The organism is Caballeronia sp. AZ7_KS35, assembly GCF_023631045.1.
Lineage (GTDB): Bacteria > Pseudomonadota > Gammaproteobacteria > Burkholderiales > Burkholderiaceae > Caballeronia > Caballeronia zhejiangensis.
In genome coordinates this window covers 302,033-315,853 of record NZ_JALQDV010000003.1, presented here as the reverse complement: position 1 = coordinate 315,853, position 13,821 = coordinate 302,033, and the positions used below count along the sequence as shown (strand labels likewise).

At 64.6% G+C, this 13,821-nt stretch carries 22 protein-coding genes and 1 tRNA gene; 11 read left to right on the top strand and 12 right to left on the bottom strand.

What is annotated here, in order from left to right; all coding sequences use genetic code 11:
* The first annotated feature begins 79 nt into the window (after positions 1-79).
* The 5 genes from NCT05_RS07655 (at position 80) to NCT05_RS07635 (ending at position 3,145) form a co-directional block, all read left to right on the top strand.
* Complete coding sequence (locus tag NCT05_RS07655; RefSeq protein ID WP_250502006.1) at positions 80-1,504, top strand: MFS transporter; 1,425 nt, start codon at positions 80-82, stop codon at positions 1,502-1,504.
* Between the two features lie 54 nt (positions 1,505-1,558).
* Positions 1,559-1,756 (top strand): hypothetical protein, encoded by a 198-nt coding sequence (locus NCT05_RS07650; RefSeq protein ID WP_008349923.1) that lies wholly within the window; start codon positions 1,559-1,561, stop codon positions 1,754-1,756.
* A 176-nt stretch (positions 1,757-1,932) separates the two neighbouring features.
* Positions 1,933-2,322, top strand: a complete 390-nt coding sequence (locus tag NCT05_RS07645; RefSeq protein ID WP_033535749.1) for a hypothetical protein — start codon at positions 1,933-1,935, stop codon at positions 2,320-2,322.
* A 4-nt stretch (positions 2,323-2,326) separates the two neighbouring features.
* Complete coding sequence (locus NCT05_RS07640) at positions 2,327-2,665, top strand: hypothetical protein (protein ID WP_175980088.1); 339 nt, start codon at positions 2,327-2,329, stop codon at positions 2,663-2,665.
* An 18-nt stretch (positions 2,666-2,683) separates the two neighbouring features.
* Positions 2,684-3,145, top strand: coding sequence for a lytic transglycosylase domain-containing protein (locus tag NCT05_RS07635; protein WP_250459671.1), 462 nt, complete (start codon positions 2,684-2,686; stop codon positions 3,143-3,145).
* A gap of 21 nt (positions 3,146-3,166) precedes the next feature.
* Here NCT05_RS07635 and NCT05_RS07630 read toward each other — a convergent pair whose 3' ends face one another.
* Positions 3,167-3,904, bottom strand: coding sequence for an SDR family oxidoreductase (locus tag NCT05_RS07630; protein ID WP_175980087.1), 738 nt, complete (start codon positions 3,902-3,904; stop codon positions 3,167-3,169).
* 201 nt (positions 3,905-4,105) lie between these two features.
* On the opposite strand from NCT05_RS07630, the gene NCT05_RS07625 reads away from it, so the two are divergent.
* Entirely contained in the window at positions 4,106-5,131 is a 1,026-nt protein-coding gene (locus NCT05_RS07625) for a methyltransferase (RefSeq protein ID WP_250502005.1), read from the top strand.
* 25 nt (positions 5,132-5,156) lie between these two features.
* Here the strand turns inward: NCT05_RS07625 and NCT05_RS07620 are convergent, their stop codons facing one another.
* The 3 genes from NCT05_RS07620 to NCT05_RS07610 form a co-directional block, all read right to left on the bottom strand.
* On the bottom strand, positions 5,157-5,360 hold the full coding sequence (locus NCT05_RS07620) for a hypothetical protein (protein WP_008349934.1): 204 nt from the start codon (positions 5,358-5,360) through the stop codon (positions 5,157-5,159).
* 111 nt (positions 5,361-5,471) lie between these two features.
* Positions 5,472-5,867, bottom strand: coding sequence for a DUF5594 family protein (locus tag NCT05_RS07615; protein ID WP_008349935.1), 396 nt, complete (start codon positions 5,865-5,867; stop codon positions 5,472-5,474).
* A 40-nt stretch (positions 5,868-5,907) separates the two neighbouring features.
* Entirely contained in the window at positions 5,908-6,210 is a 303-nt protein-coding gene (locus NCT05_RS07610) for a hypothetical protein (protein WP_008349936.1), read from the bottom strand.
* A 180-nt stretch (positions 6,211-6,390) separates the two neighbouring features.
* Between NCT05_RS07610 and dusA the strand changes: the two genes are divergently transcribed.
* The 4 genes from dusA (at position 6,391) to NCT05_RS07590 (ending at position 8,492) form a co-directional block, all read left to right on the top strand.
* Positions 6,391-7,395: a tRNA dihydrouridine(20/20a) synthase DusA gene (gene dusA, locus NCT05_RS07605; RefSeq protein WP_250434634.1), complete on the top strand. Its 1,005-nt coding sequence runs from the start codon at positions 6,391-6,393 to the stop codon at positions 7,393-7,395.
* 118 nt (positions 7,396-7,513) lie between these two features.
* Positions 7,514-7,589: transfer RNA gene (locus NCT05_RS07600), tRNA-His, on the top strand.
* Between the two features lie 122 nt (positions 7,590-7,711).
* Complete coding sequence (locus NCT05_RS07595; protein ID WP_033535750.1) at positions 7,712-7,957, top strand: hypothetical protein; 246 nt, start codon at positions 7,712-7,714, stop codon at positions 7,955-7,957.
* Between the two features lie 109 nt (positions 7,958-8,066).
* Positions 8,067-8,492 (top strand): hypothetical protein, encoded by a 426-nt coding sequence (locus tag NCT05_RS07590; protein ID WP_008349938.1) that lies wholly within the window; start codon positions 8,067-8,069, stop codon positions 8,490-8,492.
* 48 nt (positions 8,493-8,540) lie between these two features.
* Here the strand turns inward: NCT05_RS07590 and NCT05_RS07585 are convergent, their stop codons facing one another.
* The 6 genes from NCT05_RS07585 to NCT05_RS07560 all read right to left on the bottom strand — a co-directional run bounded on the left by NCT05_RS07585 (position 8,541) and on the right by NCT05_RS07560 (position 11,842).
* The gene (locus NCT05_RS07585; RefSeq protein WP_034473621.1) at positions 8,541-9,650 is read right to left on the bottom strand and encodes an enoyl-CoA hydratase/isomerase family protein; all 1,110 of its coding nucleotides are present in this window, start codon (positions 9,648-9,650) and stop codon (positions 8,541-8,543) included.
* Positions 9,647-10,342 (bottom strand): TetR/AcrR family transcriptional regulator, encoded by a 696-nt coding sequence (locus tag NCT05_RS07580; protein ID WP_239294967.1) that lies wholly within the window; start codon positions 10,340-10,342, stop codon positions 9,647-9,649. Before NCT05_RS07580 ends, NCT05_RS07585 begins: the two co-directional genes overlap by 4 nt.
* A gap of 49 nt (positions 10,343-10,391) precedes the next feature.
* Positions 10,392-10,574, bottom strand: a complete 183-nt coding sequence (locus tag NCT05_RS07575; RefSeq protein WP_008349944.1) for a hypothetical protein — start codon at positions 10,572-10,574, stop codon at positions 10,392-10,394.
* Positions 10,575-10,785: 211 nt separating this feature from the next.
* Complete coding sequence (locus NCT05_RS07570; RefSeq protein WP_008349946.1) at positions 10,786-11,070, bottom strand: DUF1488 family protein; 285 nt, start codon at positions 11,068-11,070, stop codon at positions 10,786-10,788.
* Positions 11,071-11,222: 152 nt separating this feature from the next.
* The gene (locus NCT05_RS07565; protein WP_008349948.1) at positions 11,223-11,576 is read right to left on the bottom strand and encodes a hypothetical protein; all 354 of its coding nucleotides are present in this window, start codon (positions 11,574-11,576) and stop codon (positions 11,223-11,225) included.
* Positions 11,576-11,842 carry a hypothetical protein gene (locus tag NCT05_RS07560; RefSeq protein ID WP_033535792.1) on the bottom strand — a complete coding sequence of 89 codons (267 nt, stop codon included), beginning with the start codon at positions 11,840-11,842 and terminating at the stop codon, positions 11,576-11,578. The genes NCT05_RS07565 and NCT05_RS07560 overlap by 1 nt, the downstream gene beginning before the upstream one ends.
* 303 nt (positions 11,843-12,145) lie before the next feature.
* Here NCT05_RS07560 and NCT05_RS07555 point away from each other — a divergent pair, with 303 nt between their 5' ends.
* A complete protein-coding gene (locus NCT05_RS07555; protein ID WP_008349952.1) occupies positions 12,146-12,484 on the top strand; it encodes a hypothetical protein in 339 nt (112 codons plus the stop codon).
* 6 nt (positions 12,485-12,490) lie between these two features.
* Here NCT05_RS07555 and NCT05_RS07550 read toward each other — a convergent pair whose 3' ends face one another.
* Together NCT05_RS07550 and NCT05_RS07545 are read right to left on the bottom strand one after the other, a co-directional pair.
* On the bottom strand, positions 12,491-12,829 hold the full coding sequence (locus NCT05_RS07550) for a DMT family transporter (RefSeq protein WP_008349954.1): 339 nt from the start codon (positions 12,827-12,829) through the stop codon (positions 12,491-12,493).
* A gap of 18 nt (positions 12,830-12,847) precedes the next feature.
* Positions 12,848-13,345: a heme-degrading domain-containing protein gene (locus NCT05_RS07545; RefSeq protein WP_034473617.1), complete on the bottom strand. Its 498-nt coding sequence runs from the start codon at positions 13,343-13,345 to the stop codon at positions 12,848-12,850.
* Positions 13,346-13,821: the final 476 nt, after the last annotated feature.

Sequence of the window (13,821 nt, the reverse complement as noted above, 5' to 3'; positions counted from 1 at the left end):
ACCTACCATAGGCGCGAAAGCTCTGCTCTCGCGGCTAGAATGGCAAGCTTCCAACCCGTCAGGCAGGAGCACGCAACCGATGCCGTTAGCACGCGATCGCGAGACAAAAGGCTCGTCGCTCATCGTCATGCTCGTCGCGGCGACCTTCTTCATGGAGAACCTCGACGGCACGATCATCGCCACCGCCTTGCCGCAGATGGCGCGCTCGTTCAACGTGCATCCCGCCGACATGAGCCTCGGCATCACGGCGTATCTGCTGACGCTCGCCGTGTTCATCCCGATTTCCGGCTGGGCCGCCGACCGCTTCGGCCTGCGCACCGTGTTCGCGAGCGCGATCGCGGTGTTCACGGCCGCGTCCGTGCTGTGCGCGACGACCTCGACCTTGCCCGCGTTCGCCGCCGCGCGCGTGTTGCAGGGCATCGGCGGCGCGATGATGGTGCCCGTCGGGCGCCTGGCCGTCTTGCGCGCGACGCCCAAGGAGGGCCTGATGCGCGCCATCGCGATCATCACGTGGCCGGGTCTCGTCGCGCCGGTGATCGGCCCGCCGCTCGGCGGCTTCATCACGACGTATTCTTCGTGGCGCTGGATCTTCTATCTCAACGTGCCCCTCGGGCTGATCGGCTTGCTGCTGACGCTGCGCTACATCGGCAACGAACACGAGGACGCGACGCGGCGCTTCGACTTGCCGGGCTTCGCGCTGTGCGGCATCGCGTGCACGACGCTGCTCTACGCGATGGAACTGATCGGACGCAGCGACGTGGACTGGCGCTTCGTCGGCGCGCTGGTGGCGGTAGGCGTCGTCGCGGGCATCGCGTCGTGGCGGCATCTGCGGCGCGCGGCGCATCCGGTCGTGGATCTGTCGGCGCTGAAGGTGAAGACCTTTGCCGTGGCGATGGGCGGCGGCTCGCTCTTTCGGATCGCGATCAGCGCCGCGCCGTTCCTGCTGCCGCTGATGTTCCAGGTCGGCTTCGGCATGAACGCGTTCGATTCGGGCCTGCTCACGCTCGCGGTGTTCGCGGGCAATCTGTCGATGAAGCTCGTCACGACGCCCGTGATGCGTCGGTTCGGCTTCCGGCCGGTGCTGATCGTAAACGGCGTGCTCGCCGCGCTCTCGCTTGCCGCGATGAGCCTGCTGACGCCCTCGACGCCCACGTTCGTGATCGTCGCCGTGCTGTTCGCGAGCGGCCTGTCGCGTTCGCTGCAGTTTACGGCGCTCAACACGCTTTCCTTCGCCGACGTGCCGAAAGCGCAGATGAGCGGCGCGTCGGCGCTATCGAGCACGCTCTTCCAGATGACGATGGGCATCGGCGTGGCGGCCGGCGCAATCGCGCTGCGCATCGGCGAATGGATCCACGGCCACGATGCCCATTCCATCGGACCGGAGGATTTCAGCGTCGCGTTTCTGATCGTCGGGTTCGTGGGGCTCGTCGGCGTCGTCGATCTGTTCGGGCTCGCGAAGGACGCCGGCGCGCTCGTTTCCGGGCATCGCAAGCCGAAGGCGTGAAGGTTTTATGACGGAAAGGCTCAAGGCTTCGCCGCGCCTGCCGTAATCCGCGGTATGAACTCGCACACGCTCGACGCCCTCTCCGCCCTGACCGAAACGGTTGCCGTCCTCCGCCACGCGCGCGGCCTGAAGAATCCGCACGATTTCCCCGACGGCACGCCCGAGCGGCAACTCACCGCCGACGCCTTCGCCGAAGATTTTCTCCGCGCCCTCGATGCCGAGCCGAGCATCGGCGCGTGGTGGCGCATCTGATCGAAGCGTCACAACGGCAAGGTCGCGGCATCTATTACCGACGTCCGCGCGATCCGATTCCCCGAATCGGCAAATTCTGAGTCAAGTCTTCCTATTTGGCGAAACGTTTGCGCGCGGCTATCAAGTCGCGCCCGTGCGCGCCGACAACTCGCATATCGCCATGACCCAATCAGGAGATGCCAGTGAAGTGGGCAGCGTCACTTTTTGCCATCGCCGTCGCGCTCGCCGTGACCGGCTGCGCGCCGATGCCGGCCGCCAATACGGCTCAGATCGAAAAACCGGCGGCTTCCGCCGAGATCATCCGCTTCGAGATTCCCGCTGACGCGCTCGGCGCCCGCGACCCGCAACTCACCGCGATCCTCGCCAAAGCGGGCGCGCTCGCAGCCGCCCAAAAGCAGCCGACGACCATTCTCGTCACCGCGCTCGCGCAGGACTTTCCCTATCTCAATCAGGCGATCTGGAAAGGCATTCCCGCGCGACATGCGGTCAAGCTCAGTCTCGAAAACCTGACCGCCGGCGCGCGCCAGCCGTACAGCGTGTCCATCAAGCCGACGCAGGGAGGCTGACGCGATGCGCCCATTTCTCATCCTCGCGACTGCGCTGTTTTCGATGCACGCCGCCGCCGGTCCGTTCGACGTGAGCGCGCCCGCGTCCGTGCAAACGCTCGCGGCGCTCGGACCTGCCGCGCAGAAGGTCTATCCGCCGCTGCCGACGCTCGCAATGCTTCCGCCTTCCAGCGGCGAAGAAGACGATGCGCCTGCCAAATCCGCGAGCAAGAAAGCGAAGAAAACGCGCCGCGTCGCCGATTGCAAATGCAACGGACCCGAGCCGCGTCTCGTGGTGTCGGACGAGTCGCGCACGTATATGAAAGACGTCGAGCGCCGCATCGACATCGCGCTCGCGCCGTAATCGAAGGAGCCACGTTCCATGTTCCGTCCGTTTTGCGCGGCGCTGGCCGCCTGCGCGCTGCTCGCCGCGTCGCTCGCGCCGCGCGCCGCTCACGCCGACGATTGCTTCGAACAGGCCGGCGCCTATCAGGGCGTCAATCCGCTTGTGCTGCGCGCGGTCGCCTGGCGCGAATCGAAAGGCGACGCCGCCGCGCTCAACCGCAACGCCAACGGCTCGATCGATATCGGCCAACTGCAGATCAACTCGATCCATTTTCCCGATCTCGCGCGTCAGGGCATTCCGCATCGCGCGCTCGCCGATCCGTGCGTCAACGTGTTCGTCGCCGCCTGGCTGCTCAAGCAGAAGATGGTGAAGCACGGCAACACATGGCGCGCGATCGGCGCGTATCACTCCGAATCGCCGAAACATCGCGACGCCTACGCGCGCAGCATCCAGCAGATTCTCGTCAACTGGGGCGAGTTGCAGCCCCAGATGCGTTGAGGGTGCAACTCGGCCATCGGCTCAAAGCTGGCTCATGCCGCCGTCGATGATGATCTCCGTGCCGACGATGAAACCCGATTCCGGCGACGCCAAATGCAGCACCGTCGCCGCCACTTCGCTCGACTTGCCGAAGCGGCCGAGCGGAATTTGGCTTTGAAGCTGCGCGGCGGCTTCATCGATGAGGCCGAGCTTGTCGTGGAGCGGCGTCGAGACCGGACCGGGACTCACGACGTTCACGCGCGCGCCGCGCGGCAGCAATTCCGCCGACAGCGTCTTTGCGAGCGACACGAGCGCCGCCTTGCTCGACGCATAGACCGATGACATCGGCATGCCGATATGCGCGTTGATCGAACCGTTCAGCACGATCGACGCGCCTTCGTTCAGCAAGGGCACGAGCGACTGGATCTGGAAGTACGGTCCTTTCACGTTGATCGCGAAGGTTTCGTCCCACGCTTTTTCGTCGATGTCCGTGAACGGCCCGAAGGTGGCGACGCCCGCGTTCACGAAGATCGCATCGAGCCGGATGTTCGCATCGGTCAATGCTTGCGCCAGTTCGCGCGCAGCGCTTACCGTGCCCGCCACGTTGCGGATCGCGATGGCGTTCGCGCCGAGCGACTCGCGTGCCGTCGCGAGCGCGCTTTCATCGCGGCCGGTGATGACGACGCGCGCGCCTTCCGCAGCAAACGCCTGCGCTGCCGCGAGACCGATGCCGCTGTTGCCGCCAGTGATCAGAACTGTCTTGCCTTCGAAGCGTTTCATGACGTTCTCCTTGTGAACGTTGCAGGGTGTGAAGGCATTATGGTCGGGCGTGCGCCCTTTTCCGTACGACGCGGTCGGCGCACTCGTTCGATATCGTCGAACGAGTTTTTTTGTCTGAGTGAGGCGCCCCACAGATGCGCCTTGAAGCGAACGCGATCGCCTCCTAGAGTTACGCAGTTCGTTCCCGACAGGAGGCGCATCATGCAAGACGCGCAACGCGGCGCACAGCCCAATCCCGAGCGGCTGCTGCAAATGGGGATGGCGTTCTGGGCGTCGAAGACGCTGCTTTCGGCGGTCGAACTCGGCGTGTTCACGCAACTGGCGACCGGCCCGCGAACGGCCGACGATCTCGTGCAGGCGCTGGCACTGCATCCGCGCGGCGCGCTGGATTTCCTCGATACGCTCGTCGCGCTCAACCTGCTCTCGCGCGAGGGCGGCTTCTACGCGAACGCCGACGACGCCGATTTCTTCCTCGATCGCAACAAGCCTTCATATGTCGGCGGATTGCTGGAAATGGCGAACGCGCGCCTCTATCCGTTCTGGGGTTCGCTCACGGAGGCGCTGCGCACCGGCCTGCCGCAGAATGAATCGAAGCACGGCGGCAACGTCTTCGAGACGCTCTATAGCGACCCGGCACGTCTGCGCGGCTTTCTTCAGGCGATGAGCGGCGTCAGCATGGGCGCGGCGCACGCGATCGCGCGACAGTTCCCGTGGAGCGAGTACCGCACGTTCATCGATATCGGCGCGGCGCAGGGCGCGTTGCCGGTGCAGGTGGCGCTTGCGCATCCGCATCTGACGGGCGGCGGCTTCGATCTGCCGGTGGTGGGTCCGGTCTTCGACGCGTACGTCGCCGCGCACGGACTCCAAGACCGGCTGCGCTTTTATCCCGGCGATTTCTTCAAGGAGCCGTGCCCGGCGGCGGATGTGCTCGTGATGGGGCACATCCTGCACGACTGGGATCTGCCGCAGAAGCTCGAACTGCTCGCGAAGTGTCATGCGGCGTTGCCGGCGGGCGGCGCGTTGATCGTGTACGACGCGATCATCGACGATGAGCGCCGTCAGAATGCCTTCGGGCTTCTGATGAGCCTCAACATGCTGATCGAAACGCCCGGCGGCTTCGACTACACCGGCGCGCAATGCTGCGCGTGGATGCGGCAAGCGGGATTCGCGACGGCGCGCGTCGAACCGCTCGTCGGCGCGGAGTCGATGGTGATCGCGACGAAGTGAGCGGGCCGCGCGCCTGAACGCTTCGTCAGCGGTCGTTCGACATGCCTTTCAGGCGATCGTTGCCGGCGTCGCGGGCGGCGTCGGCGGTGGAGAAATTCTCTTCGGAAACCAGCGCGCGCTTGACCTCGCGCGCCGCGAAATCGACGAGCGTGATGACCCAGACGAAACCGCCCGCCTGCTCCGCGGTCTGCACGAATGCGCGCAGATCGCCTTCATTCGACGATGCCATACCGACCTCCTCGTTCAAGTTGATGCGCCCTGCCGGCCGCGCGAGACGCGTATCGACCGGCGATGCGATGCGTCGGCTGAACGGGCGCTAACGGGCGGCAGCCGGCCGCCTTCAGGCTTCGAAATCGAGACCGCCGAAGAGCACCGACGGTTCCGCCTGCGAGCGCGTCGCGAGATCGACCTCGCGCGCGCCCTGCCACGCGTCGAGCTTCGCGCCGATGGCGTCGAGATAACGCAGGAATCGAGCCTCGCCGCCCGCGCCCATCAGCCGTTCGATCTCGTCGTCGTCCCAGGTCAGAAATACGTTCAGCGGATACGGATAAACGCGCCGATGTTCATCGCCCTGTCGCGGTGCACGTTCGGCGCTGACATGCAGACGCGTCGGCACGGCCGGGCTTTCGTAGCCGAGGATGTCGACGCGCACGCCGTGATCGACGACGCGCGTCACACGTTCCACGATGCGCGGCATGAATTCGGTTTCGAACCGGAGCGCCTGTTGCCGGTTCAACGGGCTTCTCCGCGAGCGCTCGACTGCATCAACGGCATCGTCAGACGGCGGGCAAGTCTTCGAGCGATTTCTCGATCTGACCGTCCTGCACGCGCGCTTCGATGCCGATGTGTCCGTTCGTGTAAGGCAGCGCGCTGACTTTCGGGCCGAGGAAGGCGCGGCCGCCGAGCTTGAAGAGCGTGCGGACTTCCTTGCCGCTCTTGATGGCGTCCACGACCTGCTGGACATCCACGATGGTGGTGGGCGCGGCCCAGTCGTTCGTGGCCGGATCGAAACTGCCCCAGCGCACGCTGGTCACGCGGTCGTTGACCCAGCGCACACCGTCGATCGCCAAAGTAGCCATGTCTGCCTCCGATGCCGTCGTTGGGGTGATCTCGAAATCCTAGCATTGTTGGACGAAGGCGGCTGACGTTTGCGCGGGCGAAACGGTCAGCCGGCGCGAACAAACTGCCGCGCTGCGGTAAAATCGCGGATTCCCCTTGAAATTCAAGCGGTTCGCATGAAGGTGCGGCCGCCGTCGCCCATGTCAGCCGTATCGAAGATCAGTCCCCGCCGCGTCTCCGTCGCACCTATGATGGATTGGACCGACCGCCATTGCCGGTCCCTGCATCGGCTGGTATCGCGTCATACGTGGCTCTACACGGAGATGGTGACGACGGGCGCGCTGCTCTACGGCGATGTCGCGCGGCATCTCGCGTTCACACCCGCCGAAGCGCCCGTTGCGCTGCAGCTCGGCGGCAGCGAGCCGGCCGATCTCGCGAAAAGCGCGAAGCTCGGCGAGCAATGGGGCTACGACGAGATCAACCTGAATTGCGGCTGCCCTTCCGAGCGCGTGCAGCGCGGCGCGTTCGGCGCTTGTCTGATGAAGGAGCCGCAGCTCGTCGCGGATTGCGTGAAAGCGATGCGCGACGCGGTGTCGATTCCGGTAACGGTCAAGCATCGCATCGGCGTCGACACCGTCGAGGAATATGAGTTCGTGCGCGATTTCGTCGGCACGATCGCCGATGCCGGCTGCGAAGTGTTCATCGTGCACGCGCGCAACGCGATCCTCAAAGGCTTGAGCCCGAAGGAGAATCGCGAGATTCCGCCGCTCAAGTACGAATATGCGTATCGGTTGAAGCGCGACTTTCCGCAACTTGAGATTTCGATCAACGGCGGCATCAAGACGCTCGATGAAGTCGAGGAGCATCTCAAGCACGTCGACGGCGTGATGCTCGGGCGCGAGGCTTATCACAATCCGTACGTGCTCGCCGGCGTCGACACGCGCTTTTACGGCGCGGATACGCCGGTTCCGTCGCGCGAAGAAATCGAGGCGGGACTCATCGACTATGCACGCGGCGAACTGACGCGCGGCACGTATCTCGGCGCGGTGACGCGGCATGCGCTCGGGCTGTATCGCGGCGTGGCCGGCGCGCGCGGATGGCGTCGCGTACTGTCCGACAATCGCCGTCTCGCGAAGGGCGATCTGACGATTTTCGATGAAGCGCGGGCTCACCTACGCGAGGCGGTGGAAGCGCTCGATGCATGATGCGTGGCCGTCGGAAAAAGATGCTAAAAGGGACTAGGCAAGCGCAATCATTGTTCGTATAATCTCGCTTCTTGATTGCTGCAGCGGTTTTGAAGCAGTCGAGATCGCGGTAACAGTGGTGGCTGTAGCTCAGTTGGTAGAGTCCAGGATTGTGATTCCTGTCGTCGTGGGTTCGAGTCCCATCAGCCACCCCACCGAGAATTCATGCAAAAAGCCCAGTCGAATGACTGGGCTTTTTGCTTTGCGGCTTCTGATTCGGACGCCCCTCGGGCACGCGCCGTGCACATCGAAAGTCTCCCCTTGGCGGAGACTCATCATGTCCCGACATCACCTCGCAACAGCCGCCCTTCTCCTCGCCACGACCTTCGCGACCCAAGCCCAGACCGCGCGCCCCGACGAGAGTGCCTCAATGGTCAAGCCGCCGGGCGCACCCGGCGCGCCGTCCGCGAGCGCCACCCGCCCCGACAATCCCGACAACATGCCGGTGAAGCGCCCGAATCCGCCGCAGAACAGCGATCGCATGCTGCATCACAGCCCCGCGAGCGACGCGATCGCGAAATAACCCGCAACGGCCCCGAACCCGCGCTGGAAGCACGCGCGACGCCACTATAATGGCGCTCGTCACGATAATCGGAGCCTACCGCGTGCTCATGCTCCAAGCGGTCTAGCCAATGCAAAAAGTCATTCTGCCGTTCGTTTCCGGTTTTCTCGCCGCACTCTTTTTTCGCGAATCGACCCTGGCGCTGTTGCACGCAGCGGGTCTCGTCGATCCGGCCGGCTTTTCCACCGCACCGTTTGTTCCGCTCGGCATCCCGGAATTCATCGCGAATGCGCTGTGGAGTTCGATCTTCGGCGTGCTGATGGCGTGGCTGCTGCGGGTCGCGCCCGAGCGCAGCGCGCCCTGGATCGGCGCGCTCGTGTTCGGCGGCATCGTGCTGACGGCCGTCGGCGTATTCGTCATCGATCCGGCCCGCGGCATCTGGCCGAGCGGCAACATGCTGCCGCGTCTCGCGCCGAACTTCATCGCCAATGCGATCTGGGGCTGGGGCGCGCTCGTCTTCATGCGCGCGTTCATGGCGGGTCACGAGCCGCACTGACCCGCCGCCGGAAACGAAAGCGGCCCGCGCGGGCCGCTTTTCACAGCGTCAGTCCTTCAACAGCCGCAGCGGATGCGCCGCGGGCGTCCACGCGCTTTCGAACATGCGATCGACATCGGCGGCGTTCACATCCTCGGCGCGCGCGATCTTCCAGCGCGGCTCGTTGTCCTTGTCCACGATGCGCGCGCGGATGCCTTCCAGCACATCGCCGCGCTCGAACATCGTGCGCGTCAGATCGAGATCGCGGCGCAGCGTCTCGGCCATCGTCGAGAATTTCGCGCGATCGACCTGCTGCAACGCTACATCGACGGACAGCGGCGAGCGCTCGCGCAGCTCGGCGGCCGTGCGTTTCGCCCAGTCGTTGCCGATGTCCGCCTCGCGTTCGAGCGACGCGAGGATCGACGCGCCGTTGCCCGCCGCGAAGTGCTTGTCGATCATCGTGCGCGCGGCGGCCAGTTCGCCCTTCTCGGGAATCGGCGCGACCTTGTACTTCGTCGTTTCGTTCTGCACGAAGCGCACGATCTCGACGCCATCGAGAAAGCGCTGATGCCTGAGCGATTCGATGAGGCCCGGCAGCGCGCCGTCGTCGAGGTAAGCGTCCGCCATGCGGGCGTACAGCGCGTCCGCGGCGGAAAGGCTCGCGCCCGTCGCCGCGAGATAACGGCCGATCGCCCCGGGCGTGCGCGCGAGGAACCAGCTCACGCCGACATCGGGAAAGAGACCGATGCGCGTCTCGGGCATCGCCATCTTCGTCGATTGCGTGACGACGCGCAGGCCGCCCGTGTGATGCGCGCCCTGCGAGATGCCCATGCCGCCGCCCATCACGACGCCGTTCACGACCGCGACATACGGCTTCGGGAACGTGAAGATCGCGTGATTGAGCTTGTATTCGTCGGTGAAGAACGCGTCGATCGCCGCCCGGTCGCCCGCCTGCGCGGACTCGTACAGAAAGCGGATATCGCCGCCCGCGCAAAACGCGCGCACGTGCGGGCTATAGACGATGACGGCGCGGATCGCCTGATCGTGGCGCCAGGCGCGCAAAGCCTCGCTGATCGCGCGCAGCATCGGCGGGGTCAACGCGTTGAGTGCCTTCGGACGATCGAGCGCAATGAAGCCGATGCCGTTGGCGGTGTCGATACGGATGTCTTCGGTGGTCATCGTGTTGAAGTGTCGGGTCGATTCGCTGAGATGAATCGAGGTTCGGTTCGGTTGGCCGGCGCGAACCACGCGTCGAGCGACAACTCGACGAGCGTCGTGGCCGGCGTCTCGGGCAGCGCCGCGCCGGTCAGCTTCAGCGCGACGATGCCATGCAGATTCGCCCACAGGCCTTCCGCGCACGCGAGCGGCGCGGCGTGCGCGGGCAGCCGGTCGGCGGCACGCAATTCGGCGAACGCGTCCGCGATCAGCGAAAGCGTCGCCGCGCCTTGCTCCGCCGCGTGATCGTCGCCTTTACGCTGGGCCTCGGCGACTGCCTGCGCGGAATCCGTGTGCTCCATGAACATCAGCCGATACGTCTCGGGCTCGGCCAGCCCGAATTCGACATACGCGCGGCCCATCGCGTTCAGGCGCGCGGCCGGATCTGCAATCGATGTATGGGCGAGGAACGCGTCGCGCAGACTCGCGTGCCCTTCCACGCGCAACGCCCGCGCGATATCGCCACGGCTCTTGAAGTGAAGATAGAGCGCGGCGGGCGAATAATCGATCGCCTCGGCCAGCTTTCTCATCGATAGCGATGCAAAGCCTTCGCGCTTCACGATCTCGCGCGAGACCTCGAGTATGCGCTCGCGCAGCGCCTCGCGCTGCTCGCGTCTTTGCTCCGTGCGGCGCTCTTGCGAACCCATGCGAGGCATTGTCGGCACCGCCTCTTTCGAAGTCAAATTGCGACGCGCGGGCGCGCGCTCAGACGGTCATCTTGCCGTCGTCGTCCCGTCGCGAAGCCGCGCGATAAAGCGGCTCGTCCGAGTCGCGCAGCACGACCGACGCGAACACGATGCACAGCGCAAGAATCAGCACACCAACGGCTGCCCAGATGAGCCATAGCGCATTGGACTCGACAAGTGAGTGAAGAAAGGATTGAAGCATGACGACCCCGCGCGATTTTTATATTTGACCGCCCAAGCGCATGGCGTTGAGCAAGTAATGTGCCGAGCGAATCGCATCGCGTGCGGCGAATAGATGGATGGTACTCCGTTGCGCGATCACGCGGAAGGAGGCGCGGCGTGTCCCGCGCGAATAAAGAGGCGGCGCGATGCAGGTCTTACATCGCGCCGTGTAAGAGATGAACGAAGGTGCGTCAGACGGTGACGCGCCCCGGCGGAAAGTGTCCGCTTTTCAGGAGCACGGGCATGCCGTTGGTCACGCGCAGATGCTCCCGCGCGACCGCTTCGATGCGCGTGCGGCCCGCATCGAATGCGTCGATCCAGCCGGCGCTGTCATAGGTCTGCGCGCCGAAGTGATCTTCGAGCGCTTCGACCGAAATGGCGCACGGCACGCGCCGGCCATCTACGATCGCGGCGAACTCGACGGTCAGGTTGGAATCGCGGTAATCGGGCGCGTCCGGAAGGAATCGGATATTCATGATTGTCTCGTTGCTGAAGACGTTCAAGCGCTGAAATCACTTCTATCGCTGCGTTCGATGCGGGTCCGCTCGCGGCGCCGCGAACGATCGCACGAATCGATTCGGCGACTATGGTACTCGCGCTCGCGCCGGGCGGTCCAGCGCCGCGCCGCTCATGCCGCGAGCACGGATTCGTCGACATCGACGACGAGCAGCGAGCTTGCAAGCGGATCGGCATAGTTGAAGTCGAGCAGCCGGCTCATTTCGCGCACGCGGTCGCACACGCGTTGACGCGCATCCAGCGACAGATGCGGATAGTCGCGCAACACTTGCGCGTCGAATCGGTAATGCACGCCCCACGCGACATTGCCCGGATGATTCGCGACGCCGCCCGTGCGCCAGCTCACGAAAAGCGCCGGCGTCGGCTCCGCGCCGATTTCCGCGACGTCCGCGCCGCTCGGAAACAGATCGATCAGGCTGTTCGCGACGTCGTACAGCACGGTATGTCGAAGATGAACGGGGCGCATTACGTCGATTGCAGCAAGCGGTCGATGTATTCGCGCGCGGCCTGCTCGACGTGTGCGAGCGCCTCGTCTTCGGTTGCGAAGCGCCGCTCGGGACCGAGATCGACGAGCGCTTCGAAACGATGGACATCGTCCGGGCCGCCGCGCGCGAGGCTCACCGAGCCGACATAGATCGGCGCTTCACCGTCGTTTTCGCCGTGCGACTGCACGAGCCGCGCCGAAGCGCTGATGTAATACCCACGATATGGCCCCGTGACTCGTTCTGCCATGGTTTTGCCTCCGTTCAATTGGCCGCGCATGCGCCGGTTTTCGCCGATATCGGCGGCAATTTCAACCGAAACGCCAGATGAATAAGGCGCGCGATCCGGAAAATAGTTCATCGGGCGGCTTGACGCGCATACGGGCGCTCTCACGGTTTGATCGCAAGCATCGCGCCCGCGCGGGTTGCGCTAACAACCGCTTACGTGTCGCGTAAGGCGCGTATGGGACAATGCGTCTCTCAAAAAACGCGCCCTCGCCGCGAAGCTCGAGGCACTGCGGCGCGCATCGCAATTCGCTCTCACGAGGTAAAGATGAAGGAATCCGGTCGGCGCTTGCGCCGTATCTCCGCACGCGTCGCGACGCTCGGCGCTGTCGTCGCGATCTCGGCTCTCGGCGCGTGCGCGTCGTCGAACGAAGCATCGCTCATCAATCTGCCCGATGGACAGACCGGCTACGCGGTCAACTGCAGCGGCGCCGACGCCGGATCGAGCTGGGCGAGCTGCTACGTGCTCGCCGGCAAGAAATGCGGCGCGACCGGTTACGACATCGTGTCGAAGGACAACGAGGAAGGCGGCCCGACCGGCGGCGGCATCAGCAACGTGGTCTCCGCGAACGTCAAGAACCGTTCGATGATCGTGCGTTGCAAGTAAAGCGCATCAATGCGCGCTCATCTTCGAGAAGGCGTTGAGCACGACCACGCCGGCGACGATGAGACCCATGCCGAGCATCGCGGGCAGATCGGGCGTCTGTTTGAAGAGCAGCGCTGCGACGAGCGTGATGAGCACGATGCCCGCGCCCGACCACACCGCATACACGATGCCGACCGGCAACGCGCGCAGCGTCAGCGACAGCAGATAGAACGACAACCCGTATCCGGCCACGACGATCGCAGCGGGCAGCGCGCGCGTGAAGCCATCGGAGGCGCGCAGCGCGGAAGTCGCGATGACTTCGGCGACGATCGCGATGGCGAGAAGCACATAAGCGGTTGAGCGCATCGGCGTCGGGGCTCTCTTTTAGTCGCGTCCGAGAGACAGGTCGCCGAAGTTCTGGCCGAGCACGGCGCATAGTGCTTCGACCACAAGCTGATGGTCATCGCGCTGCGGAAGTCCCGACACCGCGACGGAACCGATCACGCCCGCGCCCTGCACGCGCAGCGGGAATGCGCCGCCGTGCGTCGCGAACGCTTTGGGATCGAGCGTGTACTTGTCCGCGAGCGTCGTGCCGGCCTGTTGCAGCGTGAGGCCGATCGCATACGAACTGCGGCGGAAATGCTCGACGGTGCGCGACTTGCGCTCGACCCAGCGCGCGTTGTCGGGTGTGGTGTTGTCGAGCGCTGCGTAGAAAAGCTGGCGCCCGAAGGTACGCACATCGATGACGATGGCCGCATCGCGCGCCAGCGCCATCTCGCGCAATTGCGAACCGATTTGCCACGCGTGTTCCGAGTGAAATTGCGGGAACACGAGCGTGTGCTCCTGATGCGCGATGGCTTGCAGAACGTGGGGAATGTCCATGGACGGGTCCTTTGGCGTGCTTGAAGCGAAGATGGTGGGTGTGGAGGAGATTTTCGCACGCGTGGGGGAAGGCGCGATGTCTGCGTTGGTCGTGAAGGAGTGGAAATGCGACTTGGGATTTGGAAGTCGAGGACGACGTTGATGCGAAAAGCCTGACTGACCAGGCTGATTGCGACCCCAGAAACCGAACGCGACGGACGCTGCCTGCGCGACAGCGAATGTGTCGTCTGCGAGCATTGCGGACACAGCGGGTTTCTCAGCCACCTACGACCGACGCCTTGTTTGTCTCGCGCAGCATCGTGACCATCAGTTCTTCCGTGAATCGGCTCTGCTTCATGACTTCCATATCTCGGTTGGAAGCCATTTCTCAGTTTCGGTTGGCCCAAACTCACCAGGCAAGGCAACGAAATCAGGTTATACGGTAATGCGATCAGGCTCACGTTTCGACAGCGGCTCGACATCGCTCAAAATCAGCG

Bases quoted from the DNA above. Each gene is read 5' to 3' on its own strand.
- NCT05_RS07655 (WP_250502006.1), top strand. From the start codon at position 80: ATGCCGTTAGCACGCGATCGCGAGACAAAAGGCTCGTCGCTCATCGTC.
- NCT05_RS07650 (WP_008349923.1), top strand. From the start codon at position 1,559: ATGAACTCGCACACGCTCGACGCCCTCTCCGCCCTGACCGAAACGGTT.
- NCT05_RS07645 (WP_033535749.1), top strand. From the start codon at position 1,933: ATGCCAGTGAAGTGGGCAGCGTCACTTTTTGCCATCGCCGTCGCGCTC.
- NCT05_RS07640 (WP_175980088.1), top strand. From the start codon at position 2,327: ATGCGCCCATTTCTCATCCTCGCGACTGCGCTGTTTTCGATGCACGCC.
- NCT05_RS07635 (WP_250459671.1), top strand. From the start codon at position 2,684: ATGTTCCGTCCGTTTTGCGCGGCGCTGGCCGCCTGCGCGCTGCTCGCC.
- NCT05_RS07630 (WP_175980087.1), bottom strand. From the start codon at position 3,904: ATGAAACGCTTCGAAGGCAAGACAGTTCTGATCACTGGCGGCAACAGC.
- NCT05_RS07625 (WP_250502005.1), top strand. From the start codon at position 4,106: ATGCAAGACGCGCAACGCGGCGCACAGCCCAATCCCGAGCGGCTGCTG.
- NCT05_RS07620 (WP_008349934.1), bottom strand. From the start codon at position 5,360: ATGGCATCGTCGAATGAAGGCGATCTGCGCGCATTCGTGCAGACCGCG.
- NCT05_RS07610 (WP_008349936.1), bottom strand. From the start codon at position 6,210: ATGGCTACTTTGGCGATCGACGGTGTGCGCTGGGTCAACGACCGCGTG.
- dusA (WP_250434634.1), top strand. From the start codon at position 6,391: ATGTCAGCCGTATCGAAGATCAGTCCCCGCCGCGTCTCCGTCGCACCT.
- NCT05_RS07595 (WP_033535750.1), top strand. From the start codon at position 7,712: ATGTCCCGACATCACCTCGCAACAGCCGCCCTTCTCCTCGCCACGACC.
- NCT05_RS07590 (WP_008349938.1), top strand. From the start codon at position 8,067: ATGCAAAAAGTCATTCTGCCGTTCGTTTCCGGTTTTCTCGCCGCACTC.
- NCT05_RS07585 (WP_034473621.1), bottom strand. From the start codon at position 9,650: ATGACCACCGAAGACATCCGTATCGACACCGCCAACGGCATCGGCTTC.
- NCT05_RS07580 (WP_239294967.1), bottom strand. From the start codon at position 10,342: ATGCCTCGCATGGGTTCGCAAGAGCGCCGCACGGAGCAAAGACGCGAG.
- NCT05_RS07575 (WP_008349944.1), bottom strand. From the start codon at position 10,574: ATGCTTCAATCCTTTCTTCACTCACTTGTCGAGTCCAATGCGCTATGG.
- NCT05_RS07570 (WP_008349946.1), bottom strand. From the start codon at position 11,070: ATGAATATCCGATTCCTTCCGGACGCGCCCGATTACCGCGATTCCAAC.
- NCT05_RS07565 (WP_008349948.1), bottom strand. From the start codon at position 11,576: ATGCGCCCCGTTCATCTTCGACATACCGTGCTGTACGACGTCGCGAAC.
- NCT05_RS07560 (WP_033535792.1), bottom strand. From the start codon at position 11,842: ATGGCAGAACGAGTCACGGGGCCATATCGTGGGTATTACATCAGCGCT.
- NCT05_RS07555 (WP_008349952.1), top strand. From the start codon at position 12,146: ATGAAGGAATCCGGTCGGCGCTTGCGCCGTATCTCCGCACGCGTCGCG.
- NCT05_RS07550 (WP_008349954.1), bottom strand. From the start codon at position 12,829: ATGCGCTCAACCGCTTATGTGCTTCTCGCCATCGCGATCGTCGCCGAA.
- NCT05_RS07545 (WP_034473617.1), bottom strand. From the start codon at position 13,345: ATGGACATTCCCCACGTTCTGCAAGCCATCGCGCATCAGGAGCACACG.